Raw genomic sequence first — 25,736 nt, 5'->3', positions numbered from 1 at the left:
AGTTGCATCCTTTCGCTAGTGCTTACTTACCGTCGTTATGGGTCATGGCGGTATAAAACAGCCAGCTGACTAACAAGATGATTAAGAAATAAATGATGGAAAATGCGCCTGCCGGACCGATATCAAATTGACCTACAGCCATTTTGGTTAGAGTTTGGCTTAAAAATGTGGTGGAGTTACCCGGGCCGCCACCGGTGAGCACGAAGGGTTCGGTGTAAATCATAAAGCTGTCCATAAAGCGCAATAACACGCCAATCAGCAGCACGTTTTTAAGTTTAGGAAGCTGAATAAAACGAAATACCGCCCAGTTTGAAGCACGGTCAATTCGCGCCGCTTGGTAGTAAGCATCAGGAATAGCCCGCAAGCCGGAGTAACACAGCAAAGCCACCAGCGAAGTCCAGTGCCATACGTCCATCAGCAACACGGTAAACCAAGCGTCCATGGGGTTTGCCGCATAGTTGTAGTTGATACCAAGGCTATTTAAGGCCCAGCCAAATAAACCAATATCAGCCCGCCCAAAAATTTGCCAAATGGTGCCCACTACATTGAGTGGAACCAACAAGGGCAAGGCCAATACCAGCAAGCACACTACCGAACCAGGGCCGCGAGCAGGCATCATTAACGCCACTAAAATGCCCAATGGGATTTCAATTAACAGTACCGAGCCAGAGAAAATAAACTGTCGAACCAGTGAATCGTGCAAGCGAGTATCGTTGAGGATTTCTCGATACCATTCGGTGCCCACAAAATAGCGAGTATTGGCATCAAAAATATCCTGAATCGAGTAGTTCACCACCGTCATCAAAGGGATGATGGCGCTAAAAGCCACCAGCGCAAATACTGGCAAGACCAAGTACCACGCTTTGTTGGTATAAGGTTTAATCATGATTGTCTTCCTTGGCTACCAAGTATTCGTCTATGTACAGCATCAACCATTGTTCGGGAAAGCTAATGTAGGCATGTTGCTGCGGTACGCGTTGGTCTTCTTGTAGACGGGCTTTTATTACTTGCTCACCCAGCTTCAAACTGAGGATTTTGTAGGTGCCGAGATCTTCTACAAACAACACTTCAGCTTGGTAAGCATCACCATTGGGCTTATCCCAAACATGCACAAACTCAGGGCGAATACCTACTTTTAGGTTATTGGACTGGCTGGCGTTTACGGCAGCCATCTCGACCGGACTTAAGGCAATTTTTTGTGCCCCAAAACACACACCTTGCTCGCAACGCTCAACTTCCATCAAGTTCATCCCTGGGCTGCCAATGAAGTAGCCCACAAAGGTATGGTTAGGTTGTTCAAACAGCTCTCGCGGGGTGCCAAACTGTACTACTTGGCCGTTGTACATCACGGCAATTTTGTCGGCAAAGGTTGAGGCTTCTAGCTGATCGTGAGTCACGTAAACCATGGTAATGTTGAACTGCTCATGAATTTGCTTGAGCTTCCGGCGCAACTTCCACTTAAGGTGTGGGTCAATGACTGTGAGCGGTTCATCAAACAAAATTGCTGATACATCATCACGTACCAAGCCACGCCCCATCGACACCTTTTGTTTCTCATCGGCGCTTAGGTTGGCGGCCTTTTTATTGAGCACCGCGGTGAGATCGAGGATCTCGGCAATTTCCCCTACTTTTGACTGCACTTTGGCCTTGCTAGCGCCCATGTTACGAAGTGGAAAGGCTAAGTTATCAAATACCGTCATGGTGTCGTACACCACCGGAAACTGGAATACCTGAGCAATGTTGCGCTCTTGCGGCGGAATATCGTTTACCCTCACCCCATCAAATAAAACCTCACCGTCCGAGGGTTCTAGCAGACCAGAAATAATATTGAGCAAGGTTGACTTTCCGCAACCCGAAGGCCCAAGCAACGCGTATGCTCCGCCTTTTTGCCACACATGATTCATCTCTCTAATGGCATAGAGTGGTTCGTCTGCTTGCTTGTCATAGCAGTGAGCCAGTGATTTAAGTTGGATCTCAGCCATGATAATGGTCCTCAATGCGACGGCTCGAAGCCTGAATTAGTTGCCCGTCACCGTTAAACACGTGTAATTTGTGGGTAGGCACATAGATTTTTATTTTTTCGTCCACATGGTAGGAATGCACGCCAGATAAATGCAGCACCAATTGGAAGTGCTCATTACGTACATGTAAAAAGGTTTCGGAGCCCGAAATCTCAGCCAACTCAACTTGCACCGAGATTTCTAGATCATCGTCATTTTTAGGCAATAAACTCAAATGGCTTGGTCGAATACCAAACTGATAATCCCCCTCGCCCAAGGCTTTTAAGTCAGCATTAAGAGGAAAATGCACTTTGTCATCAAAGGTCACTTCAGTGGCGCTCATTTTGCCGGTGATGAGATTAATCGGTGGCTCATTAAACAACGCCGCAGCAGTCACATTGCAGGGCGAATGGTAGGTTTCAGCAGTGGGGCCACTTTGAATAATGCGCCCTTCATGCAATATGGTGGTGGTACCGCCTAGAGCTAAAGCCTCATTAGGTTCGGTAGTGGCATACACCGCAATGGTATTGCGTTGAGCAAACAAATCTCGCATTTCTTGGCGCAGCTCTTCACGTAACTTGTAATCTAAGTTCACCAAAGGCTCATCAAATAAAATAATATCGGCATCTTTTACCAAGGCTCTTGCCATGGCTGTACGCTGCTGCTGGCCGCCAGAAAGCTCTAAAGGCAAACGCGATAGGTAAGAAGTAATGTGCAGCATTTCTGCTGTTTCCATCACCCGCTTGTTAATCAGCGTTTCCGATTCGTTAGCTAAACGCAAAGGTGAAGCAATGTTGTCGTAAACCGTCATGTTGGGATAATTAATGAACTGCTGATACACCATCGATACATTTCGTTCTTGTACCGACACTCCGGTGACATCTAATCCGTTCATCAGTACTCGACCAGTATTGGGTTTATCTAAACCCGCCATTAATCGCATCAAGCTGGTTTTGCCCGATAAGGTGCGACCAAGTAATACATTAAACGATCCCGGCTCAAAGTTGAGACTGGCTTGATTTATGTAGTATTGACCGTCAACCATCCGTGTAACGTTTTCCAATGTCAGTGACATGGGTGGGGGATCTCCTTTTACTTAGCGCTAAACAATGTTCGCACTGTGTTCACAATCGCAAATCTACGAAGATGATTGCTAGAGCCGTGCCATATTCAATAATTTTATTAACCAACTGATTTAAATGAATTTAATTATAATTAAAGCTTTTATTGAAATTAAGTATGTTCATAAAACGTGATCAATGTGAACATTTTGTTAATCAGTTTTGACCAAATAATGTTCGTATGCGAAAGTTCAGCCCTGATCAAGTTCACGTTTACTGATGTGATGCTGATTAAAGGACGAAAATGAGCGAAAAAACTCAGTGGTATTTGGAGCATGAAGCACTAATCAAACACTCTTGGCAGCGTTGCCGAGACTTGGGGTTAAGCCACCACAGTGAGCCGGAGGTTGAACATAAATCTGCGGGCGATTTGTCTTGCTTGTTAGAGCAGCATCATCAACTGTTAGAAACCACCCATCACCAAGTTTTGCCTTATTACGAGAACCTTTTAGCTAACAGCAACAGCCAAGTAATGCTGGCAGATCACCAAGGCTACGTATTAAAAAGCTGGGGGGAGCAGCGCTTTAAGCAACAACACCAAGAGATTTTTGCTCCAGGTACCGGCTGGCAAGAACCGGCATTAGGAACTAATGCAATTGGTACCGCACTAAAAACAGGGAGTGTGGTGCAAATTCATCACGATGAGCACTTTTTGGTGGCTAATCGATTTATGACCGGGTCTGCTGCACCTATTTTTGGAGTGGACCGAGAAATGGTTGGCGTAATCGATATCTCTAGTGATACCTACCTACCTGAATCTCATACCTTAGGCATGGTAAAAATCATGTCGCAAGCGGTAGAAAACCAACTCATTATCTCCCACTTTAACAGTGAACACTTTTTACTGCGTTTTAATACCAGCCCCGAAAACATAGATAGCCAATGGTCTGCATTGATTGTATTTGACGAGAATGGGCTCGTTATCTCAGCTAATCGCAGAGCAGAGCTGGTGCTAGCAACAGATTTAAAACTGGTAAATATCAGTGAATTATTCGACATAAGCGTGAGCCAGCTCATTAACCAGCCAGAGAGCTTTCAAGTTCCTTTGCTCACCTGTCAGCAATTTAGAGTGCATGGCATTTTACACAAACCTAAACAAGCTAAACCTAGAGTCTTAGACTTTAGGACACTGTTGAAAACTGATACCTACACCGATAGTCAGCAAGGCAATAAGAAACAGCCGTTCTTGTTAGATGACCTCAACCTCGGCGATCCAGTAATGGCGAAAGCCGTGGCACAAAGTAAGCGTATTGTTGATAAAGAGATCCCAATATTGATCCGCGGCGAAACCGGTGTAGGCAAAGAAGTGTTTGTAAAAGCGCTGCACCAATCTAGCCTGCGTAGTAAACAAAATATGGTAACGGTAAATTGCGCTGCTATTCCCCAAGAGTTGGTCGAGTCAGAGCTATTTGGTTATGAAAAAGGGGCGTTCACAGGTTCAAGCAATAAGGGGTATATTGGTTTAATACGTAAAGCCGATAAAGGCACTTTGTTTTTAGACGAAATTGGCGACATGCCCTTAAATGTGCAAGCTAGATTATTGCGCGTGCTGCAAGAACGCCGTGTTAACCCGTTGGGCAGCACTGAGTCATACCCAGTAGATTTTAAACTGGTATCGGCGACTAATCGTAATTTAAAAGATGAGGTAGAAGCCGGCGGTTTTCGCCAAGATTTATATTATCGGGTCAGCGGTTTAAACATAGAGTTACCTGCGTTACGCCACCGCAGTGACCGCCAACACTTGATTCAGTTCTTACTTAATTATTACGCTGAGACGCCACAAGATGGCTTAATTACCGAGCGTGCCATGCAGAGCTTTTGCCAGCACCCTTGGCCAGGTAACATTCGCCAGTTAGTGAGCGTGATTCAAATTGCACAGGCCATGTCTGACAATCAAGCCATCGATTTTCAACACTTACCCGATGATTTCTTTGCTGACTTAGACAGCAAGAATAACAATGTGGAAGCCTTTACGCCTTCTGCAGAAACGCTCAGCAACGACGCCGAACGCCTAACTAAAAGCTCCAGTACTCAAGATATTGTTGCGGTTTATCAATCCTTGTCATGCAACATATCTAAAACGGCTCAGCAGCTTGGTGTAAGCCGAAACACTGTTTATAAGCGCTTAAGAGAGAGTGGTTACAAGTAGCCTTAGCTGCGTAATAATAACTATCAAACAATAAAAAAAGGAGCCATATCGGCTCCCTATTTTTATCTACTGTTTAGATGATTAATTCAATACATCTAACTGTACTTGATAGTTACAGCCAGCGCCTTGCAGCTCTAACTTATAATGTGGATCTTTATACTCTTTCTCATTCACATCCTGCCAGTTCACAATATTTAGTGAAGGATTAGCGGGGGCAATAGGAGTAATAAGTAAATTACCAGCAGTTATGGTGCCATCATTATTAACAATGGGCTCTACAGGAAGGTTAATTTGCCAAATAGCCGACACACTGTCAGCTACAACACACTGGTCACTTACCAGTACTCGGTTTGCAGTGAAGTTAATCTTGCGCTGCCATGACGTCACTGAATCATAAGCCGCATAGATTTGGCTTAAATCCATGTTGATAATAGTTTCAGCGCCATTAACTGTGTAATCCATGGTCGCTTCAGTACGGCGTTTTTGCAAAATGGTTTCACCATCTTCGACAAAACGCACCATGTTATGTACTTCAGATTCTTGATGGATGCCACTGTGTGACCAAATGTTTTGTGTTACCGCTAACCAATCATCTTTATACAAACTGAACGAACCTTGATCACGGTGGGCATGAGACTCATCATAAATACCCGCGACTGCAGATAGCCAAGTAGCATCGGTTTCCCAAGAAGATCTAACAAACAAGTGCCCAGCACCGGTCGCGTGATATACCAACTCGGTTGGTTTTAGTTGATTAAGCTCTTGCTGTAGCAATGTGGTATCTAAGTTAAACCCATAAACAATTGGATTTACTGAGTTATTATCTAGCCACCACTTACCGCGTTTAGCTTCATCTGTACCAATATTTAAAGATGCAGCTCGGTGTATCAAGTTTTCATGGTAGTCAAATAACTTTGGTTTAGAAACTCGAGACTGATCGCCAATCGGGGCAAACATTTCTAGGGGAGGAGTGGTTGCGTGTATCCAGTAATCGATAGTCTCCTTAGAATGAACAGACTGGGCTGAAAGGTCTTCGCCACTTGAATCCTTCCATATTTGGTACAATTCAAACAGATCGCGCTGAGCAACACCATAACCGGTTCCTTCTCGACTACCACCTTTCTCAAATTGGTCATAGTACGCTACCAACTTTGGCAGTTTATCGTTGCTTAAAAGGTTTAACCATGTGTCATTTTGAGTAACCACCCCCCAAGTTATAGTCGCCTTCAGGAAACTAAAATGGTAATTATTGCCTGGGTTAGTAGTCGCCCAACCGCTCCATGAAAAGGAATTACCCGCCCATTCCGCATCTTTATGATTCCACACATTCCAAATCGCTTGTTCGGCGTAGTTTTCCCATCGTTTTCGCTGACTCTCACTAAGTAACTCGTAACCATAGTCATAAGCATAAGCTAGCTTAGAAATGTAGTTACCAACATGTAGGTAAGAATCTGCACTAACAGCAGGCTTCTCATTAGCAGCCATTTTGGCTTCAGCTGCAACCACTTGCGCTTCGACATCTGCAATCGCTAAATCAATATACTTTTTATCTTGGGTTAGGTAGTACATATAAATGGCGTCTGTCGGTGAAAAGCCATAACCTGGTTTACCTTCCACCGCTTTATCTACCCAAGCAGTGAATTTACTGTAATCTTCATCGGAAAAACGTAGGTGGTCGAGGAAAGCCAGAGACAGTTTACGTTGGGTAGCTGCAGAATCAACCACAGTGACCAGAAGCTGAGCAGTCTTTTCTTTCCAAGTAGCGGTACAAGTGGCTTGGCCAACACTCTCGGTTGTCAACACATTCTCTGCACTTAAACTAACGTTACTAGTATCGCAGCTCAATGTTGCATCAGAAGGCTCAGACTCGCTGGTGCCATTGGAGAAGTATCCGGTAAGCTTAATGTCTTGCTTAGTAGCCAAAGGAAGAATCAAATGCCCTTGAGGAATGGTACTAATAAAATCAGGTAGGACTTCACTGGCTGTTACTACGAAGTTTACAGAGAGCGTCAACGCGTTCCAACTGACTTTACAAATAGACTCGCCAGCTTTATATGCACTTAGGAAGCTAGTGGCGCTAATATTCACTGCTGGGCTATCACATTGCCAAACAAGCTCAGAGTTTGCTATAGGCGTAGCTGAATTATCAGCATAAACACCGTTAACAACTAATTGAGAGGTGTCACCTTCTTTCAAAGATGTTTCCCCAGCACCTAAACGAAGCTTGCGAACATCACTTGGTGAAGTAGTATTACCATCACCCGGTGAAGTCGTATCACCTTCTCCTGGTGAAGTCGGATTATCATTTGCTGCGACGACAAAATCTACTGCGAGTTGCAACATACTAAATGAAACAATGCAGTTTGACTCACCAGCTTTGACCGCACTCACTTCACTACTTGAACTAATATCTACAGCAAAGCCTTCACAGCGCCAAATAAGGCCTGATTTAGGCAAAGGCTTGGTAGTACCATTATTGTAGTCAGCATTAACAACCAACTGAGAGGAGTCACCAACGGCAAGCTCTGTAGTACCTTCTTGTAGGCGCAAGTTTTTAACCTGCACTGCTGCATCCGAGTTAGGTACAGGAGATACCTCTTCCTCTTCATCGATACAAGCAGTTAATAACAACAGCAAAGCAATCAAGCTCATTTTAAGAAATTGATTTAAAAGCCTGTTAATTTGAACAATCATTATTACTTCCCTGTATTTCATTGCTGTAACTACCAAAGCAGCCATGCCCAATAAGTGGGCAGCTAAATGCCTAATCTAACCAAGCAAAGCTGTTGCCACTTTGTATCCAAATAAAATGACTAAGCTATAGGTAAACCTACGTTTCTCAAGTGTTAAAGAAAAGTAAACCTTAAAACTCACTAAGATTAAGGACTATTACTCAAGCCTATTACGCCTTTAAGACAATCTATAGGCGAGTTGACGGATAAGATTAACGGGGAATAATATGAGAGATTAATCAATAGCGCAAATCAAAGATCTGCGCTTCGTGACAAAAGTTTGATCTGAATTAAACGCAGGCATCGATTGCGGTTTGAGCTAAGGTAGCGTCATCTTGCTCACTCATACCACTAATACCTAGCGCTCCAACCACTTGATCATCCAGATAAATTGGCACGCCGCCCTGAATACCTGTAAAACGAGCATCACTCCAATAGCCCATATCTTTGCCGGTTTCTTGAGCCCAAGCAGCTAAATTGGCGGTAGGTTGGCGATCACGCGCCGACGTATAGGCTTTATTCTGAGCCAACACCGCGGCATGAAATGCGACACCATCCATACGGGCGAAACTCACTAACTCACCATGTGCATCTACTACTGCTACCGCAATATTTGCTTGTTTCTCACCAGCAAGGCCTAAAGCTTTTTCAGTTAATGCACGGGCAAGGTCAAAGGTAATATCCATAATTAATCTCTTCAAGTAACAATAAGTGGCTTGAGTCTAGAAAGGTTTAGGCTTAAAACCAATGCTTCACACTCAAATATCTCGCACAATAGTTCGAAGGTTCGCCACTTAATACGAGCAGTAACGCTATTCAGTTAAGGTGTTAAGCTTGCTAGCATAGAATAAAGTGTTGAAGCGAAGGAGAGCATGGATGAGCAAGGTTGCTTTGGTTACAGGTTCGAGCAGAGGGATAGGCGCAGCCACGGCATGTTTGCTCGCTGAACAAGGCTATTCAGTATGTATCAACTATAAGAAAAACCAAGCCGCAGCATTAGAGGTCGTAGAACGTATTCAATCTACTGGAGGTACCGCCATTGCGGTAAGAGCGGACATCAGTGATGAACACCAAGTTGAGCAACTGTTTAATCACATTGACCAGCAACTTGGGCCAATCAACGCGCTAGTCAACAACGCCGCAATGTTGTTTCCTCAAATGCGGCTTGAAGCAATGACCGCTCAGCGAATTAATCAGCTTTTTAGCGTTAATGTCACGAGTGCATTCATGTGCTGTAAATACGCGATTAAAAGAATGGGAACTAACCATGGCGGATCTGGAGGAAGCATTGTTAATGTATCTTCAGCTGCGGCTCGTGTAGGTTCGCCTTTTGAATACATTGACTATGCAGCAAGCAAGGGTGCCATAGATACGCTAACCAAAGGCTTATCTCTCGAATTAGCCGAGCAAGCAATACGCGTAAATGGTGTTCGTCCTGGGTTTATACACACAGAAATGCATGCAGATGGTGGCGAGCCAAATCGTATTGAGCGATTAAGAAGTGCAATTCCACTACAGCGAGGCGGCGAGCCAGAAGAAATAGCCGAAGCGATCGCTTGGCTTATTTCAGATAAAGCGTCTTACGTAACTGGTAGTATTTTGGATGTAACAGGTGGGCGCTAAGTGCCTAAAACCCAGTTATGCTGGACTAAGTAATATGACGTTATAAGTGAGAAAAATGGTAAAAGATCCTCGAGTCATCGATAAACGCATCCCTTTTGTATTAGCCTTATTAATTGCTTTGTTTTGCTACTACACTTGGGCCCCAGCCAGCCCATTTAAGAAACTCCCTAAACTAGCCCTAGAGCAAGCACTAAACAGTCAAACTGCAGCTTGGGCAGAAGGAAGCATTGTGGTGAAAGGTATCAGCCCATTGCAAGACAATACCCTCTATATACATGCTAAAGTTTTACCCAACCAAGCTCTCTCGGTGATTATTATCGCTCCAGCGGCCAGCAATCCAAACTTAAACTCCCGCTGGCGAGTAGAAGGGAAGCTATTATGGCAAGACAACATTGCAGTATTAGATACCATAAGCAGCAAGGGGAAATTTGAGGTTGTAAGTAATCAGCCTTAGCCTGCGCTAGCGCAAAGCACACCAAATTTTACTGCTCAATAATAGTCGTCATCGCTCAAACCATAGACACTAGCAATGACTCAAAAGGCTTGGACATATTTGTTGTATATCGTAATCGCTATAGGTTTAGCGTTAGTGATACTGGGCGTGGGTTTAGCACTATTTTCCAACATTAGCGTATCAATGGGCGTTCGTGGTGTGCAGATTATCGCCGTTACTATTGGTCTGGGTTTATTACTAATGGTACCGAGTAAAATAGTACTGACCTTGCTGCTAATGAAAAACAATAGCCAATAGTTAGTCTGTCGCTGCTAAGTCACTTACTTATAAGCCCATTTTTGTAATCTCGCCTAGTTCTATCGCCTCACATAACGCCACCACTAACCATCTTACAAAACAACAGACCAGCTAATGAGCTTTATGTCATTATCGTGCGTTTTTCGAATCTAAAACAATGACGTCATTCGAAGTATTAACGGAATAAACATGAATAAAACCTTAAGTGCCATAACGATAGCAATCAGTTTGACCTTGGCAGGATGTGGCCGAGGTGATGATGGAACGCCAATCGCAAACAAACCCACTACGCCTCCGACTACTCCTGGTGAGTTTTCACCTAGCAGATTGAGCTTAGAGCAGTACCAACAGATATTAAGCTGGGATGAAAGCTACATCGCTAACGTCTCCAACGATCCGCTCAACCACTTTGATGAAGATACCATCAATATCGAAGTGTTTGCCCAAGATCCTCAGCCTTACTCCATTGCTTATTCGATGAGTGACAACACTTTTAAAGAGCAGCAGTCGGAGACAAGCTCACTTACCTCAAATGTTTGGAATGGAACATCATGGAATATTCTTCCTGAAACAGAGTTCTTTAATGACGGCGATGACATGCAAGTGGTTGATGATTACTTGTTAGTATCCAGTGCTATTTTGGACGTGAATTTTAAAATCTACGCAGAGCAAGTTGATCTATCTAAACAAGGCGCATTAAATGCAGCGCTAAACATTAGCGATGTCCCCTGGACCTGGGATGACGCTAACTTTGCAGGATATGGCTACAAAATGGTGTCTTATCCTACTGTTCCCTTGATTATGGTAGATGTCAGTGACGAAGATAGCTTCATCAGCAATGGCTCTATCGAGGGAAAAACTTTAGAGAAAATTGCTGAATTAATTCTTCCTGGGCAAGTTAACTACGTGTTGATAGACGACGATACCATCGAGATAGGTGATAGTCGCTGGACAGTAAAACATGACACGGTAGCTAATTTAGCTATTGTAAGAATTAACTCTCCCTACGAGTATGCGGGCGCTTACATGGCAATAGACTGGGCCCTAATTGATTACAATGGTGCTATTCACCAAGCTGTATTAGTAGAGCCCGAAAGCTTAGAAACACTTTTGCTCGCCGAGCCCAATGTTGCCTTTTCTTTCGATAATGCGATTAAAGCCATCACTCACCTTCATAACTTAACGACCAACTAACTAAACTATGCCCAGCGATGTGCTGGGCATTTTATCTAGATACAGCTTTGACTCATTACACAAACTGCTCAATCCATTGCTGCATAGCTTGGGCAGGTAAAGCCCCTGCTTGTTGTCCGAGCAGCTTACCACTTTTAAAGCACATCAATGTGGGAATAGAGCGAATTTGATAGCGCTGCGCTAAGGCTTGTTGCTCTTCAGTATTCACTTTTAAAAACTGTGCTTGGTGAGCAAACTGCTTAGCCACTTGTTCGTAGGCTGGAGCCATACTTTTACATGGGCCACACCAAGGTGCCCAAAAGTCGACGATAACAGGTAACTCGCCACCAATATGGCGTGCAAAACCTGCTTCATCAGTATCTATCGGTTCGCCCTTAAATAAGGCTTCACTGCATTTTCCACATTTAGCCTGTTCGCCAATACGTGATTGAGGCAAGCGATTACCTGCGTTACAGCTAGGGCAAATAACGATGAGTGATTCAGACATTTATTTCATTCTCCAATAACGAGCAACTTACAGTGGCGCTAAATGTTCAACCATTAACTGCACACTACGGCGCCCTCGAAACTCATTTACATCTAATTTGTAAACCAACTGCACCTGTTTTAGGCTGGCATTTGGCCAAATACTTCGATCCACATTAAATGCTATAGCATCTATTTCTTGCGACATGCCGGGTAGCTTTACACTCATTTTTAAGTGTTTCTCGCCTACTACCCGTTGCGCACAAAGCTCGAATTCGCCATCAAATAATGGCTCAGGAAAACCTTGTCCCCAAGGACCTGATTCTCTGAGCATTTCGGCAAAGCCTAATACCAATTGCTCGGGTAGCAGCTCGCCATCACTAAGCAGCATATGAGTAAGACACTCTTCATCTATAAAATCTTTCGCGGTATTTTCTAAGCACGCTTTAAACTCAGCAAAGCGCGCTTGCGGGAGAGATAAACCCGCCGCCATAGCGTGGCCACCGAACTTGCTAATTAAACCAGGATTCTGAGTGTCGATACGCTCTAACAAATCACGTAAATGAACCCCCGCAACGGAGCGACCCGAGCCTTTCACCTCGCCATTATCGCCATCGGCAAACGCAAACACTGGGCGGTAATACTTTTCTTTAATACGCGAAGCCACCAATCCCACCACACCCTGGTGCCAATCTGCTTGATATAAACACAAGGCTTTAGGTAATGATTCTGCATCTAAGCTCAGCTCGTTCACACTAACCAGCGCTTCCTGCTGCATGCTTTGTTCAATATCTTTACGCTCGCTGTTCAGGCTATCCATTTCGCTGGCTAACTGGCGAGCATGGTGAATATCGTCACTCAGTAAGCAGTGAATACCCAAGCTCATGTCATCTAAACGACCAACTGCATTTAAACGTGGACCAATAGCGAATCCTAAATCACTGGCCACCATATTGGCTTTATTTCTGCCAGACACTTCTATTAAGGCTTGAATGCCCGGGCGACATGCACCCGCTCGAATACGCTGCAAGCCTTGGTGTACCAAAATACGGTTATTGCTGTCTAAAGGCACTACATCAGCTACTGTGCCAAGCGCCACCAAATCCAATAGGCTGGCAATGTTAGGTTCTTGCAAACCTTGTTTTGCAAACAAATCTTGTTCACGCATTTTGCTGCGCAGCGCCATTAGCAAATAAAAAGCAACGCCCACACCGGCTAAATTTTTACTAGGAAAAGCACAAGCCGACAAATTAGGGTTAACAATCGCTGCTGCTTTGGGGAGTTGCTCCCCAGGTAAGTGGTGATCGGTAATTAATACCGGGATCCCCAAGACGCTGGCTTTTTCTACACCGCTAATACTCGAAATGCCATTATCAACGGTAATGATAAGCTCGGCGCCCTTAGCGGCAGCCAACTCTACAATCTCAGGGCTTAAGCCATAGCCATACTCAAAACGATTAGGCACTAAAAAGTCTACCGGACGAAAACCAAATTGTGGCAAGCCCGCCATTAATAGCGCGGTACTGGTAGCGCCATCGGCATCAAAGTCGCCCACAATCACTATCTTCTTTCTTACGTTGAGGTTTTCGATGAGTAAATTCACCGCATCATCCATGCCTTGTAAACCTTGAAACGGCAACAAAGCTTGCGCTCGACGTTCTACATCGGCTGCGGTTTTTACGCCACGGCGTACATAAACCTGCTTTATCAGCTCTGGCCAGTCTTTGGGTAATGCTTGGGTATCTAGGTCTTCTCTGCGGCGTAATAACACGGTTGGTTTACTCTTTTTTGAAGTAAATAAAAAAGGCTCCGCTCTAATTAAAAAGCAGGAGCCCAATTATAGGCGCTTAATGTTTAGCCGCGCTCTAAATACTCAAGCAAAGCAGCGGGTGGGCGGTAGCCTGGTAACATAGTGCCATCTTCCAATACCATAGCTGGCGTGCCACGCACTCCAAAGGCTTCGCCTAATTGATACTGTTTTAATACCGTATTATCGCAGCTACTACGTGCTACGTTGCTACCATTTTTAGCCGCGCTCATAGCGGCTGTTTTATCATCGGCGCACCATACGCTTTGCATTTCACCATACACTGGTGACTCCACTCCACCACGCGGGAAAGCTAAGTAACGAACGGTAATACCCAAGTCGGTGTAACCTGGAAGGTCTTCCACTTTATTGGTTTCTGGGTTCTTATCTCTATAAGTATAAAGCTCGTTATGCAGCTTACGACAATAGCCACAACTCGTATCGGTAAACACCGTAATAACGTGTTTTTCATCCTTAGCTTTAAATACGATCATGTCATCTTCAAAGCTAGCCAGTTGCGTTAAACGCACATTAGACATACTTTGGTCGGTTAGGTTTACCCGATTCACCAAATCAAACAAGCTACCTTGCAATAAATAGTTTCCGTCTGAGCTTACGTAAAATAAACCTTGGCTGGTGGCTACTTCATAAATACCCGCCAGCGGCGTTTCAGCAATAGAGTCAACACTCACCCCTAAACGTGCTTCAATGACATGTTGGGTTTTACTGGTATCTAGTTTAACAGCGCTTAACTGGGCTGCGTCTTCACTCCACGCGCTATTTAGGCTCAGGCCGAATAAACTCATCGACAACAGTAAGGCCTTGGATAATTTCATTAAATCTTCTCCGAATTAGGGGTGTTTAAGCAGACCGTGCAAACACAGCAAAACTTACCGTCTCTATGGCTTAAATGCAAAAATTTTAATTACAAAGCGGTTACTAGCACGTTTAAGCGCGCGGATGATGCTGCTGGTACACCGAGCGTAAACGCTCATTAGCAACATGGGTGTAGATTTGCGTAGTAGACAAATCGCTATGGCCTAACAGCATTTGTACCACACGCAAATCAGCACCATGATTCAACAAGTGGGTAGCAAATGCATGACGCAAGGTATGCGGCGACAAATGACTATTTATACCCGCCAAACTCGCATAACGCTTAATGCGATGCCAAAAAGTTTGCCGAGTCATTTGGCTACCACGCAAGCTAGGAAACAATACGTCACTCTCTTGTTTAAGTAACATTGGGCGGGCGTGTTTTAAATAGCGCTCTAATACATCGACAGCCTGTTCACCTAAAGGCACTAAACGTTCTTTACCGCCCTTGCCTACAACTCTGACTAAACCTTGGCGCAAACTCACCTGTTCTATTTGTAAACTCACTAACTCGGTAACACGCAAGCCAGTGGCATACAAAACCTCTAACATGGCTAAGTCTCTATGCTGAATCGGATCATCGAGTTGCGGCTCATCTAACAAGGCTTCAACTTCACTTTCACTTAAGGTGCCAGGGAGCTTCTTCTCCAGCTTGGGCTGTACCAGCAATGCACAAGGGTCGTTGGTGCGGATTTTATCCTGCAGTAAAAAACGATAAAAACGCCGCATGGTAGATAACTGCCTAGCCGCACTAGCAGGCTTTTGACCTAACTCAAATCGGGAAGCGATAAACCCTTGCAAATCCAATGCTTCAGCTAATTCAATCGCAAGCTGTTTGCCCTGTAAATAACAGGCAAGCTGGTTAAGATCGTTTCGGTAGGAATTAAGGGTATTTTCTGCAAGGCTATGCTCAAACCACAGTTGCTCGATAAAACGGTTGATATGCGGATTATCTATTTTGCTGGCTTTTGGTTTAACTTGCTTACTTGGCATTTCGCTCACTACATTACAAAGCTAAGACTTAGCATATTGGTGTTACTAAAGGCTTTTGGTACACTGCCCGCGCACTCTCCAACGCTTTAAAGGATGCATAGCATGCGCATTGGCCTGTTCTACGGCTCTTCTACCTGTTACACCGAAATGGCAGCTGAAAAGATTCAAGCTGAATTTGCTGAGCACAACCTTGATGTATTCAACATCAAAGATTGCGACGTGCAGCAAATGAGTGATTATTCGCTACTTATCCTCGGTATTTCTACCTGGGATTATGGCGAATTACAGGAAGATTGGGAAGCGGTATGGGACAACCTTGAAGGCCTAGATTTAAAAAACAAAACCATCGCCCTGTTTGGCTTGGGTGATCAAATTGGTTACAGCGAATGGTTTTTAGATGCAATGGGCATGTTGTTTGAGCAATTAGCCCCTTCTGGCGCAAACTTTATTGGCTTTTGGCCAAACCAAGGTTACGAATTTGAAGCCTCTAAAGCGCTTACTGAAGACGGAGAATTCTTCTATGGTTTAGCGCTAGACGACGAACACCAGTTTGAACAAAGTGATGAACGCATTCATCAATGGTGTGAGCAGCTGAAAGAAGAACTGAAACAGTTAGCCTAAACCTAAGCCAATGCTCGTTAGAAGCTTACTACTCCAAACATAAAAATGCCCTGACAGCTATCAGGGCATTTGATGTTCACCTAATATAAATTAGTTTACTTTACGCTTTCGAGCAAAACCAAGCCCCACCAAACCTAAACCAAAAATAGCCAAGCTTGCAGGCTCAGAAACTGTTGCAGGAACGTCTTCATTTAGCACAATATCATCAACTAAAAAGATACCACCAAAACCCAAGCGTAACTCATCGATCAAGCCTGTTTGAGCGCTATAGTACTCATAACTACCATTTAAACTAGTATCAACAGTCCACGCTAACACACCATTATTGTAACCTTGCAATACACCAAACGAAGAGTCTGCGCCGCCAGATTCTTTACCTGTAGCCCATTTCTTCGCCCAAAGGCCATCAAAAGTAAAATCTGCACCATTTTGTTCTGTAATAACGCCCACACCACCACGGTTATTTAGCATACCAAATTCACCGCTTTTAGCGCCATAATTCCAACTAGAACCTTCTAAATCTAACCAGTCTAGAGTGCTAGAGAAGTTAAAACCTTTGTAAGTTTGGGCATGCCCGTATTGGTTTTGCACACTACCGCCAGGTATATCTTCGAATGATAAGATAGTGGCACTTAGTTGATTGGCAAACAAAGTTAGAAACAATAAAGGGAACAGCTTAGTCATTGATAATTATCCTAAAGTAACATCATATTTTATATATTCATCGCAGGCTAAAGCAAAAAACAGACCATCCGCAAATATTCAAATTAATCAGTAGGTTAAGATTATTTCGAATATCATATCACTAAAAATGTAAATAAAGCCGACACATTTAACCGGCTTTAATAAGATTTAAATTATAAATATATGTAACTCAAAGCTTTATCGTGCAAGAACAGTTAACCAGATACCCTACCTAAATAAACCTTAGCGCTTAATATTTAGCTCTTTAGTCAGTAGTTCCAGCACTTCGACTTGTTCTAACAAAGACTTAATCGCTTGGTCTGAACCTTGAACGAGTTCGGTCACCAACACCGTTTGATCACGCAACTGGTGAGTATCGTCCGAAATGCCTGTCGCTACCGCACCTTGTTCTTCGGAAGCGGTAGCAATCTCAGAAATTTTTGCCGAGACCATATCAGTACGCTGGTGAATATCAGCAATAGTTTGGTGCACCCCGCCCATCATCTCTTTGCTGGTTTCGCCGCGCTGCACACTTTCTTTCACTGTAGAACTTAAACCGGAACTGGTAGATTGCAGCTCTTCAATCATCGATTGAATCTCTACCGTAGCTTGTTGGGTGCGCCCAGCTAAACTACGTACCTCATCGGCCACCACCGCAAATCCGCGGCCTTGCTCGCCAGCTCGTGCCGCTTCAATAGCCGCATTTAAGGCCAGTAGATTGGTTTGCTCTGAAATAGAGTTAATAGTGGTGACCACCGCGCCAATATCTTGCGTGCGCTGTTCTAGCTGAGTTACCGCTTGTTCCGCCCGTTGCACGTCATTCATTAGGTGCTCAATGGCGTCTACGGTTAGCTCAACTTTTTGTTGCCCATCACTAGTGGCTTGATTAGCTTGGTCGGTTTGCTCGGCGGTATCATTAGCGTTTGCGGCAACGTTGCGAATTGTCACCACCATTTGCTCAATAGCACTGGCCAGCGAGTCAACCCTGTCTTGCTGCTGAACACTAAGGCTGTTGCATTGTTCACTGGTACTGCTTAGTTGCTCGCAAAGCTGCTTTACCAAGCCATTGGTGGCATTGGTTTCGCTTACCAGTTGATGCTCGCGCTCTGCGACTTTATCAATAATGATGGCGATAGAGCTAAATTCATCACGTACTGGGAAATAGTTTAAACGATAGGTTAAGTCACCTTTGGCCAGCATATCTAGGGCGTTGTGTATTTGGTACATCGCCCCACCAATAAAGGTCATGATGTAATAAAACAGCAAACCCGCCACAAATAAAATGGCCGCGATACTGGCGTACTGAAATCCCGAAAACAAATCAAATATTGAGGTATCGTCGTGTTGTGAGGTCACTGTATTTTGCCGTAACGAATATCCCGCACGCGATAACACGCTGCGTAGTTGCTCTGGTTCGGCTTGAATCACTTGGCTTAGCAATTGCGCTTCTTGCAAATGTACCTGCGCCAAATGCTGTTCAAAATTACTTGATACAATCAGCAAAATGGCCACCAAGGCCAACATGGGGAAGGCAAACATTAACAGGAATTTCTCCTGTAACTTTAAATGAATGTTATAGCGATCGATCCATCTAAATGGGACTTCTTTCATGACAAACTCCATTTTGTATTGCACTGCGCAATTAATGATCATCCATGTTATGACCCGTGCTGAATGAATGCGAGATCTCGCCGTTCAGCTAATGAGATAAGACAAACAAAAAAATCGTAAGCTAACCGATTGTGTTGATTTTTTATGATGAATAAGTAGAACTAAAGCGCCAGCAGGGCTGCTAGCGCTTTAACAATTAAGCGGTTTCAACCACTTGTTGTTTGCTATCGCGAACAAATACGCTAACCATTACCGCTGCTAGAGTGGGTAGTAACCAAGCAAAACCTTGTGAGAAACCAGGCAGTACATTAAAGGCATCCATATTTACGCCTGCCGCTTTAATCGCATCCAGTACCCCAAAAATAGCGGCTACACCAATAATTAAACGAGCCGCCATTTGTGGGCGATTAAACCAATCCACTAAAAGATTAAAGGCAATCAATGCTACTGCAACCGGGTAAATACCTATCAGAATAGGAATAGACACAACCAATAGTTGATTCAAACCAATGTTAGCAACCAGCGCACAACACGCTGCCGTTAGAATAGCCGTGAGCTTGTATGAGATTTTGGTATTGTCACTCACATAAGTAGAAAACGAAGAAATACCACCAATAGCGGTGGTGAAGCAAGCTAAGCCAACCACTGTAGACAATAGAAACTGTCCTTTGGCACCAAATAGCACGCCAACATAGGCAACAATGATTTCGCCACCGTTTTTAGCCTCTGGCGCTACACCAGTAGCGGTTGCGCCTAAGTAGAACAGCACTACATAAAACAAAGTGAGTCCCACTGCGGCAATTAAACTGGCTTTAACCAAGTAACCAAATTGCTCAGACTTACCCGATACACCTTTGCCATTTAGCGCATCAATCATCAATACACCAAACATTAGGGCAGCCAAGGCATCCATGGTGTTGTAACCATCGATAAAGCCTTGACCAAATGGCATATAAGCAAAGTTTTGTTGAGCCGAGGCGATTTCGGCAAACGGTGCACTAAATACACTCACACCAATCACTGCGATACAAATAACCAACAGCGGCGTAATAATTTTACCTACGGTGTCGATCAAACCGCCACGACGTAAAATAAAGAATAGTGCTGCGACAAAGTAAAACAGAGAGTAGCCAATTAAGGTTAGCTGGCTAGCGCTTTCCACCAAAGGTACAAAACCTAGCTCATAGGCCACTAAACAGGTACGAGGAATACCAAACATTGGCACTAACACTAAATAAATAGCCAGTGCGATAGCATTGGCCACTTTACTTGGCAAATAACGACCTAGATGAACAATGCCACCGCCAGCTTTGGCAATTGCCAACAAGCCTAGCAATGGCAAACCTACCGCTGTCACTAAAAATCCAAGCATCGATAACAGCAAGTTATCGCCAGCTAACATGCCCGCCATAGGTGGAAAAATTAAGTTACCCGCGCCTAAAAAGAAGGCAAATACCATCATCCCTAAACTAATTGTGTTCCATGATCCAAGTGCTTTGGTCACGTGTATTCCTCGTTGTAGATTGCAATCATTTATAATTTTAAGCAGAGAAGTATATAGCATGGCTTTTAAACATAAAACCAGTATATCGAACTACATTAATGATAATTGATCCAACTCAACACCAACAAAAATCACATTTTAAGGTACAAATCCCTACAGAGATTAACGAACTGAGTAGAGTAGCTTTTATCTTGTTGATAGATAAGAATTTGCTCTTGCTGGCAACACGAAACCGGTGATTTAGTAAGTAACAACATACTGCGAATAGCTGGCTTATTGGTGAAAGAATGAACTTGAGCACGCCTCGCTAAATGCCAATCATCCAATTCAGCTAAACGCAGCCATTGCTCGGCCACGTCACAAGGTAGGATCACCGCCAGTTGAGTGTGTTGATGGGCTAATTTTGCTAGCGCAGCAAAAAACGCCTGGGCATTTAAACTACCGCTATGCCTAGCTTGTTGGCGTTTTTCTTCAAACACTTGCCCAGCCGAAAAATATGGTGGGTTAGAAATAACCAAATCGTAGCTCTGCGCGCTCTGATGGTTTTGCATACTTTGTAATTGAACATTAACCGCCAAGGGCCAAGGACTATGTGCTACGTTTTGTTGGGCTTGAGAACAAGCATCGGCTTCGATATCGATGGCATTAATAACCACCTCACCAGCCAATCGCTGGGCCAAGATTAAACTAATCAGCCCAGTGCCAGTTCCTACATCTAAAACACGCTTAATATTATGCAGAGGCGACCAAGCAGCTAACAGGATCCCATCGGTTCCCACCTTCATTGCGGTTTGATCATGAGCCACATGAAACTGCTTAAAAGTAAAACCTGGTCGTTGATTGTGTTCGATCACTTCTTGCTTGCCCCTGTTTGGCGCTATACTATGCCGCGAATGTAAATGACCCGCGCTTTTGGTTCAAGTCGATGGCGCCTGACAACTTGGTAGATTTATGACCTTTGAAGACCTCGACCTAGACTCACAAATATTAGCCGCTGTAAGCGACATGGGCTTGCAAAAAGCGACGATGGTCCAACAGCAAACGATCCCAGCTATGCTTGATGGTCGAGATGTATTGGCTAGCGCCCCTACAGGCACCGGTAAAACCTTGGCATTTTTACTGCCGGCTATTCAGCACTTGCTGGATTACCCGCGCCGTAAAGCAGGCCCAGGGCGAGTACTGATTTTAACTCCTACTCGCGAACTTGCTATGCAGGTTGCCGAGCAGGCACGTTTAGCCACTGCTCACACCAATCTGACTACCATCGATATTACCGGTGGAGTTAAATACGATGTACACGCCGAGCAGCTTAAAGGCAACATTGATATTGTTATTGCCACGCCGGGCCGTTTAATGGAGTACATCACCTACAAGGTGTTTGATACCCAAGCCATTGAAGTTCTCATTCTTGATGAAGCCGACCGCATGCTCGATATGGGCTTCATTAAAGACATGGAAACCATTAGTGATGCAACCAGTGAACGAGGCCAAACCGCGCTATTCTCTGCCACGTTAGAAGGTTCAGGTTTGTTACGTTTTGCTGAAAAAGTAATGGAAGACCCTGAGCAAATTGAAGTAGATTCACCGCGTCGCGAACGCGCTAAAATTCATCAAATATTGCACTTTTGCGATGATGCCGCCCACAAATACCAATTATTACGTCATTACCTACTCAACGAAGAAATCGAGCGTTGTGTGGTTTTTGTAAAAACCCGTGACCGCCTATATGCACTAGCGGAGCAACTGCAAAGTGACGACATTAAAGCGTCTTACTTGCGTGGTGAAATGGCTCAAGACAAACGTAACCAAGCGATGCAAGCCTTCCGAGACGGCGAAGTGAAGATCCTTATTGCCACTGATGTGGCAGCCCGCGGTTTAGACGTGCCAGAGATTAGCCACGTATTTAACTACGACATGCCTCGTACACCAGACGTATATGTACACCGCATTGGCCGTACCGCTCGCGCAGGTCGTAAAGGCATGGCTGTAAACCTAATCGAAGCGCATGATATGGGTGCGTTAGCCAAAGCAGAGCGCTATACCGATGAACCGATTAAACGCCGCGTGATTGACAGCTTGCGCCCGACACATCGTGTTGCAGCGCCACCAGCCAAGAAGAAAAAGCCAAAAACAGTAGAGGCTAAAAAAGCGGCTAAGAAGAAGGCTAAGGGACGAGCTAAAAAGCTGGCCAAAAAAGCCAAAAAGTAAGCCTTAGCCAGCCACTAAAAAAGCCACGCTATGCGTGGCTTTTTGTATTTAAGAGAGCAGTAATGTTAATGGTATACGCGTACTTCCACTCTTCGGTTATGCGCGCGTCCTTCTTCAGTTGCATTACTAGCAATGGGAGCGGCAATACCTTTACCTTCTTCAACTGCAGCATCCCTAGTGACACCGGCAGCCAATAACGCTACACCCACGTTATGAGCACGGCGATTACTTAATTCTATATTGTAACCTGGGTCACCAATGTTATCGGTATAACCAACCGCATCAATTTTGAGGTCATTGGCAATCACGGTTTTAGCAATACACTCTACTTTATGTTGCTCGTCGTGATGATATTCATCTTTATTAAAGCCAAACAAAATGTGTTCAAAGCTCATTATTTTGTTGTCTTCAACCAAAACATATTGCTCACAAGATTCGGGGATTAAAACCGCTGCTGCAACAGCCACTACCGCGACTTCTTCAATGACGACTTCTTCAACAACAATTTCTTCAACGATAACTTCTTCTACAATTTCACAGCCACGTTCATCAACTTTTGCACCAGCAGGTGTGTCTGGACACTCATCAATACTGTTGGCCACGCCGTCGCCGTCTAAATCAGGGTTTGAACATATTAAGGCACCGGCGATAACACCACCAACCATGCCTCCTCCGCCAGCAACAGAACCAAACGCGCCGCCAATAATGGGACACAATACTCTAACATCTCCTTCAGGAGGACTTGAACACCCTGCCAAGGTGGTTGCGCCAACTAGCGCCAATATCACTGCAATCTTATTTTTCATATTATCTCCATATGGCCTTGCTCGACGATTCTTGTCGATTACCTTGAGTAAAAAATAAGTCAGTTATTTACCAAAAAAAGCTGCTCTCCGGCCGCTACTTTTGATATTGGCAGGGCTGGAGTAAAAGCTCAAGTGAATTTAAGGTTAAAATCAATAAGGTGGTTTTGTTAAGTCGATCAACTAACTCCAACAGAGGCCTTTAGCGACTCGCCATCAGGGCTTATACCAGTAGCAGAGCAGCTGCGTAGATCATAAGCGAAATCAAAATAACGGTGAGCAAATAACAATTCATTAATATCTATAGAAGCTTTTAGTGACACCTTGCTGAAGAATTCTTCTACCGTGTAATCCCGTCCAACTAACTGCGCAGTAGCGACAAACCCGCATTTAGGAAAGTTCGATCTCTAGGTTCCGCTTTAGCGCGAGAGTTTAACCCCTTCGAATACTATGCTTGATTATCTGACCCTATGGCGAATAACGAGTTTGTCTAATTTGCAGATGGGGCTTTAAAAAAATGATGGGCTGGAGAACGCTACAAACAATAGGCGCGAGCTTGGTTAAACCGAACCTTAGCGTAAACAGTTCACCTATGTTCGCGAGGCGCCGTAAAGATTTACGTATAAAAAAGCCCCATAGAAATGAGGCTTTATCATCTAAAAAAGAGAATGACTATTGCTGGGCTTCATCGCGCAGAAACACTAGAGTGCTGGCATCAGAACTCGCTTCATCAAAGTAGTAACCCTGGTAGTCAAAATCACTCAATTGTTCCAAGCTAGTCACCTGCTTATCGAACATGTAGCGAGCCATTAAACCGCGCGCTTTTTTCGCGTAAAAGCTGATGATTTTGTATTGGCCGTTCTTTTGGTCTTTAAAGACCGGCGTAATCACCGTGCCATCAAGTTGCTTGGTTTTTACTGCCTTGAAGTACTCATTTGACGCCAAGTTCACCAGCACATTGTCACCTTGTTCAGCTAAAGCCTGGTTTAACTTGTTGGTGATAATGTCACCCCAAAACTGATACAAATTAGTACCGCGAGCATTGGTCAGCTTTATGCCCATTTCTAAGCGATAAGCCATCATCAAATCAAGCGGACGTAACAAACCATATAAACCCGACAATATACGTAAATGCTGCTGAGCATAATCCAGCTGTTTGCCACTTAAGCTGGAAGCATCTAAGCCGGTATAAACGTCGCCTTTAAACGCAAAAATAGCCTGGCGAGCCAAGTCTTGCGGTAGCTCAGTGCTCCATTCAGCAAATCGAGCCGCATTTAACCCAGCAAGTTTATCGCTAATTTTCATCAAGCTAGAGATGTCAGCCGGGCTTAACTGCCTAGCCACATCAATTAGCTCAGCACTATGCTCTAACAACTCCGGGCGAGTATGCGATTGCTTGGCTAACTCTGAACTAAAATCTAAGGTTTTAGCGGGTGAAATAACGGCTAACATAATGCTCCTTTAATGACCTTAAAAATCGATGGTTACCCCATCTAACATTCCGCCATCTAAGTTATTCGATTTTTCAGAGCCATGCAATTTAATCATCAAGCGTAAATCGTTTGGCGAATCTGCGTGCGCAATTGACTCGGCATAGCCAATCACACCCGATTCATAGAGTTCAAACAAGCTTTGGTCAAAGGTTAACATGCCCTGTTCACGCGACTTAGTCATGAGCTCTTTCAGTTTATGCATGTCGCCTTTACGAATTAAATCTGCAGCCAATGGGGTGTTAAGTAGGATTTCAAATACACCACGGCGCCCATTACCATCTTTGGTTGGCACTAACTGCTGCGCCACAATTGCTCGCAAGTTAAAAGACAAATCAAAACATAACTGGCGATGACGCTCTTCAGGCACAAGGTGCATAATCCGGTCTAAAGCTTGGTTGGCGTTGTTGGCGTGCAAGGTCGCCATACATAAATGGCCGGTTTCAGAGAACTGCAGGGCAAATTCCATGGTTTCACGAGTACGGATCTCACCAATAAGAATAACGTCTGGCGCTTGGCGCAACGAGTTTTTCAACGCTTCTTCAAACGACGGCGTATCAATGCCCACTTCTCGCTGATTAACAATACAACCAGCATGTTTGTGCATAAATTCCACTGGGTCTTCAATGGTAAGAATATGCCCACTAGAATTGTGGTTGCGGTAATCAATCATGCTCGCCTGAGTAGTTGATTTACCGGCACCTGTTGCCCCTACAAACAGAATCAAACCACGTTTAGACATCCCCACTTCTTTAAGAATTTGTGGCAGTTGAAGCTGCTCAAAGCTAGGAATATCGGTTTCAATTCTACGAATCACCATACTTGGCTGTTCGCGCTGAAAAAATGCGCTCACACGATAACGGCCCAAACCTTTACGGGCGATAGCAAAGTTAGCCTCTCGTCCGCTTTCAAATGCCTCAATTTGAGCGGGCGTGCGAATGGTCGCCAGCATTTCCATAACATTTTCAGGCATGAGCTTTTGCTCGCTTAACGGTGTTAAGCGACCACTCACTTTTGCACTAGGAGGAACGCCAACCGATAAGTATAAATCGGAGGCTTTACGCTCCGACATATCACTCAGTAGTTCATCAATAAACATGGTGA

The 25,736-nt window shown here is 44.3% G+C and carries 23 protein-coding genes; 7 read left to right on the top strand and 16 right to left on the bottom strand.

Features of this window, described 5'->3' with window-relative positions; genetic code table 11:
- Positions 1 to 22: 22 nt before the first annotated feature.
- The 3 genes from Q4592_RS09890 to Q4592_RS09880 are packed head-to-tail and all read right to left on the bottom strand — an operon-like array spanning position 23 to position 3,075.
- Positions 23 to 886: a carbohydrate ABC transporter permease gene (locus Q4592_RS09890; RefSeq protein ID WP_137674878.1), complete on the bottom strand. Its 864-nt coding sequence runs from the start codon at positions 884 to 886 to the stop codon at positions 23 to 25.
- A complete protein-coding gene (locus Q4592_RS09885; protein WP_303512384.1) occupies positions 879 to 1,982 on the bottom strand; it encodes an ABC transporter ATP-binding protein in 1,104 nt (367 codons plus the stop codon). Before Q4592_RS09885 ends, Q4592_RS09890 begins: the two co-directional genes overlap by 8 nt.
- Positions 1,975 to 3,075: an ABC transporter ATP-binding protein gene (locus Q4592_RS09880; protein WP_137674876.1), complete on the bottom strand. Its 1,101-nt coding sequence runs from the start codon at positions 3,073 to 3,075 to the stop codon at positions 1,975 to 1,977. Before Q4592_RS09880 ends, Q4592_RS09885 begins: the two co-directional genes overlap by 8 nt.
- 290 nt (positions 3,076 to 3,365) lie before the next feature.
- Here Q4592_RS09880 and Q4592_RS09875 point away from each other — a divergent pair, with 290 nt between their 5' ends.
- On the top strand, positions 3,366 to 5,270 hold the full coding sequence (locus Q4592_RS09875; RefSeq protein ID WP_303512382.1) for a sigma-54-dependent Fis family transcriptional regulator: 1,905 nt from the start codon (positions 3,366 to 3,368) through the stop codon (positions 5,268 to 5,270).
- Positions 5,271 to 5,351: 81 nt separating this feature from the next.
- Here the strand turns inward: Q4592_RS09875 and Q4592_RS09870 are convergent, their stop codons facing one another.
- Both Q4592_RS09870 and Q4592_RS09865 read right to left on the bottom strand, forming a co-directional pair.
- Entirely contained in the window at positions 5,352 to 7,964 is a 2,613-nt protein-coding gene (locus tag Q4592_RS09870) for a hypothetical protein (protein WP_303512379.1), read from the bottom strand.
- A 328-nt stretch (positions 7,965 to 8,292) separates the two neighbouring features.
- A complete protein-coding gene (locus Q4592_RS09865; RefSeq protein WP_303512377.1) occupies positions 8,293 to 8,688 on the bottom strand; it encodes a heme-binding protein in 396 nt (131 codons plus the stop codon).
- 190 nt (positions 8,689 to 8,878) lie between these two features.
- Here Q4592_RS09865 and Q4592_RS09860 point away from each other — a divergent pair, with 190 nt between their 5' ends.
- The 4 genes from Q4592_RS09860 to Q4592_RS09845 all read left to right on the top strand — a co-directional run bounded on the left by Q4592_RS09860 (position 8,879) and on the right by Q4592_RS09845 (position 11,570).
- Positions 8,879 to 9,625 carry an SDR family oxidoreductase gene (locus tag Q4592_RS09860; protein WP_303512375.1) on the top strand — a complete coding sequence of 249 codons (747 nt, stop codon included), beginning with the start codon at positions 8,879 to 8,881 and terminating at the stop codon, positions 9,623 to 9,625.
- A 55-nt stretch (positions 9,626 to 9,680) separates the two neighbouring features.
- The gene (locus tag Q4592_RS09855) at positions 9,681 to 10,079 is read left to right on the top strand and encodes a hypothetical protein (RefSeq protein ID WP_303512373.1); all 399 of its coding nucleotides are present in this window, start codon (positions 9,681 to 9,683) and stop codon (positions 10,077 to 10,079) included.
- Between the two features lie 75 nt (positions 10,080 to 10,154).
- Positions 10,155 to 10,376: a hypothetical protein gene (locus Q4592_RS09850; protein ID WP_137674870.1), complete on the top strand. Its 222-nt coding sequence runs from the start codon at positions 10,155 to 10,157 to the stop codon at positions 10,374 to 10,376.
- 189 nt (positions 10,377 to 10,565) lie between these two features.
- Positions 10,566 to 11,570, top strand: coding sequence for a hypothetical protein (locus tag Q4592_RS09845; RefSeq protein ID WP_303512368.1), 1,005 nt, complete (start codon positions 10,566 to 10,568; stop codon positions 11,568 to 11,570).
- Positions 11,571 to 11,625: 55 nt separating this feature from the next.
- Here Q4592_RS09845 and trxC read toward each other — a convergent pair whose 3' ends face one another.
- From trxC to xerD, 4 genes are all read right to left on the bottom strand, one after another.
- Positions 11,626 to 12,057, bottom strand: a complete 432-nt coding sequence (gene trxC, locus Q4592_RS09840; RefSeq protein WP_303512364.1) for a thioredoxin TrxC — start codon at positions 12,055 to 12,057, stop codon at positions 11,626 to 11,628.
- 27 nt (positions 12,058 to 12,084) lie between these two features.
- On the bottom strand, positions 12,085 to 13,806 hold the full coding sequence (recJ, locus tag Q4592_RS09835; protein WP_303512361.1) for a single-stranded-DNA-specific exonuclease RecJ: 1,722 nt from the start codon (positions 13,804 to 13,806) through the stop codon (positions 12,085 to 12,087).
- Between the two features lie 83 nt (positions 13,807 to 13,889).
- Positions 13,890 to 14,678: a thioredoxin fold domain-containing protein gene (locus Q4592_RS09830; protein ID WP_303512358.1), complete on the bottom strand. Its 789-nt coding sequence runs from the start codon at positions 14,676 to 14,678 to the stop codon at positions 13,890 to 13,892.
- A gap of 112 nt (positions 14,679 to 14,790) precedes the next feature.
- Positions 14,791 to 15,711, bottom strand: coding sequence for a site-specific tyrosine recombinase XerD (xerD, locus tag Q4592_RS09825; protein WP_303512355.1), 921 nt, complete (start codon positions 15,709 to 15,711; stop codon positions 14,791 to 14,793).
- Positions 15,712 to 15,804: 93 nt separating this feature from the next.
- Here xerD and fldB point away from each other — a divergent pair, with 93 nt between their 5' ends.
- Positions 15,805 to 16,332 carry a flavodoxin FldB gene (fldB, locus tag Q4592_RS09820; protein WP_303512354.1) on the top strand — a complete coding sequence of 176 codons (528 nt, stop codon included), beginning with the start codon at positions 15,805 to 15,807 and terminating at the stop codon, positions 16,330 to 16,332.
- A gap of 90 nt (positions 16,333 to 16,422) precedes the next feature.
- Here the strand turns inward: fldB and Q4592_RS09815 are convergent, their stop codons facing one another.
- From Q4592_RS09815 to Q4592_RS09800, 4 genes are all read right to left on the bottom strand, one after another.
- Positions 16,423 to 17,016 carry a PEP-CTERM sorting domain-containing protein gene (locus Q4592_RS09815; protein ID WP_303512353.1) on the bottom strand — a complete coding sequence of 198 codons (594 nt, stop codon included), beginning with the start codon at positions 17,014 to 17,016 and terminating at the stop codon, positions 16,423 to 16,425.
- A gap of 243 nt (positions 17,017 to 17,259) precedes the next feature.
- The gene (locus tag Q4592_RS09810) at positions 17,260 to 18,627 is read right to left on the bottom strand and encodes a methyl-accepting chemotaxis protein (protein ID WP_303512352.1); all 1,368 of its coding nucleotides are present in this window, start codon (positions 18,625 to 18,627) and stop codon (positions 17,260 to 17,262) included.
- Between the two features lie 196 nt (positions 18,628 to 18,823).
- Entirely contained in the window at positions 18,824 to 20,131 is a 1,308-nt protein-coding gene (gene brnQ, locus Q4592_RS09805) for a branched-chain amino acid transport system II carrier protein (protein ID WP_303512350.1), read from the bottom strand.
- 131 nt (positions 20,132 to 20,262) lie between these two features.
- Positions 20,263 to 20,985 carry a tRNA1(Val) (adenine(37)-N6)-methyltransferase gene (locus Q4592_RS09800; RefSeq protein WP_303512347.1) on the bottom strand — a complete coding sequence of 241 codons (723 nt, stop codon included), beginning with the start codon at positions 20,983 to 20,985 and terminating at the stop codon, positions 20,263 to 20,265.
- A gap of 97 nt (positions 20,986 to 21,082) precedes the next feature.
- On the opposite strand from Q4592_RS09800, the gene srmB reads away from it, so the two are divergent.
- On the top strand, positions 21,083 to 22,339 hold the full coding sequence (gene srmB, locus Q4592_RS09795) for an ATP-dependent RNA helicase SrmB (protein ID WP_137674859.1): 1,257 nt from the start codon (positions 21,083 to 21,085) through the stop codon (positions 22,337 to 22,339).
- A gap of 65 nt (positions 22,340 to 22,404) precedes the next feature.
- Here srmB and Q4592_RS09790 read toward each other — a convergent pair whose 3' ends face one another.
- From Q4592_RS09790 to Q4592_RS09780, 3 genes are all read right to left on the bottom strand, one after another.
- Positions 22,405 to 23,145: an OmpA family protein gene (locus Q4592_RS09790; RefSeq protein ID WP_303512341.1), complete on the bottom strand. Its 741-nt coding sequence runs from the start codon at positions 23,143 to 23,145 to the stop codon at positions 22,405 to 22,407.
- 669 nt (positions 23,146 to 23,814) lie between these two features.
- Positions 23,815 to 24,594 carry a peroxide stress protein YaaA gene (gene yaaA / locus Q4592_RS09785; RefSeq protein ID WP_303512339.1) on the bottom strand — a complete coding sequence of 260 codons (780 nt, stop codon included), beginning with the start codon at positions 24,592 to 24,594 and terminating at the stop codon, positions 23,815 to 23,817.
- Positions 24,595 to 24,612: 18 nt separating this feature from the next.
- Complete coding sequence (locus Q4592_RS09780) at positions 24,613 to 25,731, bottom strand: PilT/PilU family type 4a pilus ATPase (protein ID WP_303512337.1); 1,119 nt, start codon at positions 25,729 to 25,731, stop codon at positions 24,613 to 24,615.
- Positions 25,732 to 25,736: the final 5 nt, after the last annotated feature.

Source organism: Agarivorans sp. 1_MG-2023 (assembly GCF_030548385.1).
Taxonomy (GTDB): Bacteria; Pseudomonadota; Gammaproteobacteria; order Enterobacterales; family Celerinatantimonadaceae; genus Agarivorans.
Note: the sequence above shows the minus strand (reverse complement) of the source record. Positions and strands in the feature narration are given on the sequence as shown.

Bases quoted from the DNA above. Each gene is read 5' to 3' on its own strand.
- Q4592_RS09890 (WP_137674878.1), bottom strand. From the start codon at position 886: ATGATTAAACCTTATACCAACAAAGCGTGGTACTTGGTCTTGCCAGTA.
- Q4592_RS09880 (WP_137674876.1), bottom strand. From the start codon at position 3,075: ATGTCACTGACATTGGAAAACGTTACACGGATGGTTGACGGTCAATAC.
- Q4592_RS09885 (WP_303512384.1), bottom strand. From the start codon at position 1,982: ATGGCTGAGATCCAACTTAAATCACTGGCTCACTGCTATGACAAGCAA.
- Q4592_RS09810 (WP_303512352.1), bottom strand. From the start codon at position 18,627: ATGAAAGAAGTCCCATTTAGATGGATCGATCGCTATAACATTCATTTA.
- Q4592_RS09790 (WP_303512341.1), bottom strand. From the start codon at position 23,145: ATGAAAAATAAGATTGCAGTGATATTGGCGCTAGTTGGCGCAACCACC.
- Q4592_RS09850 (WP_137674870.1), top strand. From the start codon at position 10,155: ATGACTCAAAAGGCTTGGACATATTTGTTGTATATCGTAATCGCTATA.
- Q4592_RS09815 (WP_303512353.1), bottom strand. From the start codon at position 17,016: ATGACTAAGCTGTTCCCTTTATTGTTTCTAACTTTGTTTGCCAATCAA.
- Q4592_RS09855 (WP_303512373.1), top strand. From the start codon at position 9,681: ATGGTAAAAGATCCTCGAGTCATCGATAAACGCATCCCTTTTGTATTA.
- Q4592_RS09780 (WP_303512337.1), bottom strand. From the start codon at position 25,731: ATGTTTATTGATGAACTACTGAGTGATATGTCGGAGCGTAAAGCCTCC.
- Q4592_RS09865 (WP_303512377.1), bottom strand. From the start codon at position 8,688: ATGGATATTACCTTTGACCTTGCCCGTGCATTAACTGAAAAAGCTTTA.
- Q4592_RS09860 (WP_303512375.1), top strand. From the start codon at position 8,879: ATGAGCAAGGTTGCTTTGGTTACAGGTTCGAGCAGAGGGATAGGCGCA.
- yaaA (WP_303512339.1), bottom strand. From the start codon at position 24,594: ATGTTAGCCGTTATTTCACCCGCTAAAACCTTAGATTTTAGTTCAGAG.
- trxC (WP_303512364.1), bottom strand. From the start codon at position 12,057: ATGTCTGAATCACTCATCGTTATTTGCCCTAGCTGTAACGCAGGTAAT.
- Q4592_RS09870 (WP_303512379.1), bottom strand. From the start codon at position 7,964: ATGATTGTTCAAATTAACAGGCTTTTAAATCAATTTCTTAAAATGAGC.
- xerD (WP_303512355.1), bottom strand. From the start codon at position 15,711: ATGCCAAGTAAGCAAGTTAAACCAAAAGCCAGCAAAATAGATAATCCG.
- srmB (WP_137674859.1), top strand. From the start codon at position 21,083: ATGACCTTTGAAGACCTCGACCTAGACTCACAAATATTAGCCGCTGTA.
- fldB (WP_303512354.1), top strand. From the start codon at position 15,805: ATGCATAGCATGCGCATTGGCCTGTTCTACGGCTCTTCTACCTGTTAC.
- Q4592_RS09875 (WP_303512382.1), top strand. From the start codon at position 3,366: ATGAGCGAAAAAACTCAGTGGTATTTGGAGCATGAAGCACTAATCAAA.
- Q4592_RS09845 (WP_303512368.1), top strand. From the start codon at position 10,566: ATGAATAAAACCTTAAGTGCCATAACGATAGCAATCAGTTTGACCTTG.
- Q4592_RS09830 (WP_303512358.1), bottom strand. From the start codon at position 14,678: ATGAAATTATCCAAGGCCTTACTGTTGTCGATGAGTTTATTCGGCCTG.